The following is a 3,806-nucleotide window of genomic DNA, read 5'->3' as shown; positions in this document are numbered from 1 at the left end:
GGACCGGGGTCCCGGGCCGCGCGGCCGTTCCGTGCCGGTGGGCGCCCGTTCAGGCGGCGAGGCCCAGGGCCGCCATCCGCTTGGTGTGCGCCTCGGTGATCCGGGAGAACATCCGGCCGACCTCCGCCAGGTCGAAGCCGTCCGCGACCCCGCCGACGAGCATCGTGGAGAGCGCGTCCCGCTCGGCCACCACGCGCTGGGCCTGCGACAGCGCCTCGCCCATCAGGCGGCGGGCCCACAGCGCGAGCCGGCCGCCGACGCGCGGGTCGGCGTCGATCGCCGCGCGGACCTTCTCCACGGCGAAGTTGCCGTGCCCGGTGTCGTCGAGCACCGCGAGCACCAGGGCGCGGGTGTCCGAGTCGAGCCGGGCCGCGACCTCGCGGTAGAAGTCGCTGGCGATCGAGTCGCCCACGTACGCCTTGACCAGGCCCTCCAGCCAGTCCGACGGGGCGGTCTGGCGGTGGAAGTCGTCGAGCGCCTTCGCGAAGGGCTCCATCGCCGCGGTCGGCTCGGCGTCCACGGCGGCCAGCCGGTCCCGCAGCCGCTCGAAGTGGTGGAACTCCGCGGAGGCCATCTTCGCCAGCTCCGCCTTGTCCTCCAGGGACGGCGCGAGCTTGGCGTCCTCGGCGAGCCGCTCGAAGGCCGCCAGCTCGCCGTAGGCGAGGGCACCGAGGAGGTCGATCACCGCGGCGCGGTACTGCGGCTCCGCGGAAGCCGTGGCCCAGTCCTCGGCGGCGATGCCGGTGGGCGTGTCGGCGGGCTCGGTGTCACCGGTGGGCGTGGCGTTGTCAGGCGTCTCCATGGAGCGCACAATAGCCCGCCCTTCGGGCCCCCGAAGGTCCTGGTCAGTCTGTGTGACCGTGCCCTCATCACCATTTCGCCCGACACACATGCGCGATTCCGGGGTACAGTGGTAATGCGCCTGCCGAGTATGCGGACATGCTTTCGCACGTTCGGACGTACCCGGTGGGCCGACGCATGAATGAGGATGCCCGGTCGGTGGCCCGATCGGCTCCGGCCCGACAGCCCTTCCGGCGCCTGCCGAAGGGTCCCTCAAGCGGTACGACGCTCGAGCGACGGCAGTGGTCCCGTGCCACCCGGCGGTGATCTTCCCCAGGATCCCGCGGGACGTGCCCGGCACGATGACAGACCCCCTTCGTTCGCCTCGCGCCGCGTCTCACAGAAGAGGCAGCACCCTGACTACGTTCCGAGAGCTCGGAATCCTTCCCGAGACCGCCGAGGCGCTCGAAGCCGTCGGCATCGTCACCCCCTTCCCCATCCAGGAGATGACCCTCCCGGTCGCCCTCACCGGCACCGACGTCATCGGCCAGGCCAAGACCGGCACGGGCAAGACCCTCGGCTTCGGTCTGCCGATCCTGGAGCGCGTCACCGTCCCCGCCGACGTCGAGGCCGGCCGCGCGCAGCCCGAGCAGCTGACCGAGGCGCCGCAGGCCCTCGTCGTCGTGCCGACCCGCGAGCTGTGCCAGCAGGTCACCAACGACCTCCTCACCGCCGGCAAGGTGCGCAACGTGCGCGTCCTCGCCATCTACGGCGGCCGGGCCTACGAGCCCCAGGTCGAGGCGCTCCAGAAGGGCGTCGACGTCGTCGTCGGCACCCCGGGCCGTCTGCTCGACCTGGCCGGCCAGCGCAAGCTCGACCTGTCGCACGTCAAGACCCTCGTCCTCGACGAGGCCGACGAGATGCTCGACCTGGGCTTCCTGCCCGACGTCGAGAAGATCATCAACATGCTTCCGGCGAAGCGCCAGACCATGCTGTTCTCGGCCACCATGCCGGGCGCGGTCATCGGCCTGGCCCGCCGCTACATGTCGCGCCCCACGCACATCCGCGCCACCTCGCCGGACAACGAGGGCGTGACGCACGCGAACATCACGCAGCGCGTGTACCGGGCCCACAACATGGACAAGCCCGAGATGGTCGCGCGCATCCTCCAGGCCCGCGGCCGCGGCCTCGCGATGATCTTCTGCCGTACGAAGCGGACGGCGGCCGACATCGCCGAGCAGCTCCAGCGGCGCGGCTTCGCCTCCGGCGCGGTCCACGGCGACCTCGGCCAGGGCGCCCGCGAGCAGGCGCTGCGCGCCTTCCGCAACGGCAAGGTGGACGTCCTCGTCTGCACCGACGTGGCCGCGCGCGGCATCGACGTCGAGGGCGTCACGCACGTCATCAACTACCAGACGCCCGAGGACGAGAAGACGTACCTGCACCGCACCGGCCGCACCGGCCGCGCGGGCAACACCGGTACGGCGATCACGCTGGTCGACTGGGACGACATCCCGCGCTGGCAGCTGATCAACAAGGCGCTGGAGCTGGACTTCGCCGACCCGGTCGAGACCTACTCCAGCTCCCCGCACCTCTACACCGACCTGGACATCCCCGAGGGCACCAAGGGCATCCTGCCGCGCTCCGAGCGGACCCGCGCGGGTCTCGACGCGGAGGAGCTGGAGGACCTGGGCGAGCCCGGCGGCCGTCGTGGCCGTGGCGGCCGCGCCGAGGCCCCGGCCGCCGAGGAGCGCCCGGCCCGGACGCGCACCCCGCGCCAGCGCCGCCGCACCCGTGGCGGGGCCGACGCCGAGGCGCCGCAGGCGACCGCCGCGCCGGAGACCACCGAGGCCCCGGAGGCCGTGGACGGCCCGCGCCGTCCGCGCCGCCGCCGCACCCGCGGCACCGGCCCGGTCGGCGGTGGCATCCCGGTCGCCGGCGCCACCCCGGTGACCCCGGCCCCCGCCGAGGAGCCCGTGCAGGCCGCCGCGCCCGTCGAGGCCCCGGCTGCCGAGGAGTCCGCCCCGCGTCGCCGCCGCCGTGGCGGTCGCGCGGAGACCGAGAAGGCCGCCGCCGTCGAGACGGTCGAGGCCGCGCCGGTCGCCGCGCCCGTACCGGTCGCCCCGGCCGCGCCCGTCGAGGCTCCGGCCGAGGAGTCGGCTCCGCGCCGTCGCCGTGGTCGTGGTGGTCGTACGGAGACCGTCGCCGCGGCGCCCGCCGCCCCGGCCGCCGCTCCCGCTCCGGCGTTCGCGCCGCGCAAGCGGCGGGTCCGGCCGCGTGCCGAGGAGACGGTGTCCTTCCAGACGGTGGAGTCCGCCGCCGCCGAGCTGGCCGCCGCGCGCAGGCAGTCCGCCCCGGTGCCCGCCCAGTCGGCGGAGCAGCGTCCGGCGTCCCGCCAGGCCCGTACCGCTCCGGTCCAGGCCGCTCCGGTCCAGGCCGCTCCGGTCCAGGCTCCGGTCCAGGCCGCCCCGGTCGAGGCTCAGGCCGCCGTCCCGGCTCAGGCCGTGGCCGCGCCGCCGCGTGCCCGGCGTCGGGTGACCCGCCCGGCCACCGGCTCGGCCGCCGTGGTCGAGGCCGCTCCGGTCGTCGTCGAGGCCCCCGCGGCCCCGGTCGTCGAGGAGCCGGCCGGCCGTCCACGCCGCCGTGCGGTCCGCAAGGCGTCCAGCCCGGTGACGACCACCGCCGCCGCCGAGGCCGTCGTGGTCATCCCGGCCCCCGTCGCCGAGGCCCCGGCCCCGGCCGCGGCTCCGGTCGAGGAGGCCCCCAAGGCTCCGCGCAAGCGCGCCGCCGCGAAGAAGACGGCCGCCGCCGTCACGGAGACGCCCGCCACCGAGGAAGCCCCCAAGGCCCCCCGCAAGCGGACCGCCACCAAGAAGACGGCCGCCGCCGTCACCGAGGCACCCGCCACCGAGGAAGCCCCCAAGGCTCCCCGTAAGCGCGCCGCCGCGAAGAAGACGGCCGCCGCCGTCACGGAGACGCCCGCCACCGAGGAAGCCCCCAAGGCCCCCCGCAAGCGGACCGCCACCAAG

General features: G+C 75.3%; 2 protein-coding genes. One reads left to right on the top strand and one right to left on the bottom strand.

Annotated elements, in window-relative coordinates; translation table 11 throughout:
* Positions 1–49: 49 nt before the first annotated feature.
* Positions 50–802: a ferritin-like fold-containing protein gene (locus tag ACFW1I_RS28145; RefSeq protein ID WP_384675103.1), complete on the bottom strand. Its 753-nt coding sequence runs from the start codon at positions 800–802 to the stop codon at positions 50–52.
* 484 nt (positions 803–1,286) lie between these two features.
* On the opposite strand from ACFW1I_RS28145, the gene ACFW1I_RS28140 reads away from it, so the two are divergent.
* Positions 1,287–3,806, top strand: a 2,520-nt coding sequence (locus tag ACFW1I_RS28140; protein ID WP_384675101.1) for a DEAD/DEAH box helicase, incomplete at its 3' end; no start/stop codon positions are given.

The organism is Streptomyces sp. NPDC058955 (assembly GCF_042741435.1).
Classification (GTDB): Bacteria; Actinomycetota; Actinomycetes; order Streptomycetales; family Streptomycetaceae; genus Streptomyces.
Note: the sequence above shows the minus strand (reverse complement) of the source record. Positions and strands in the feature narration are given on the sequence as shown.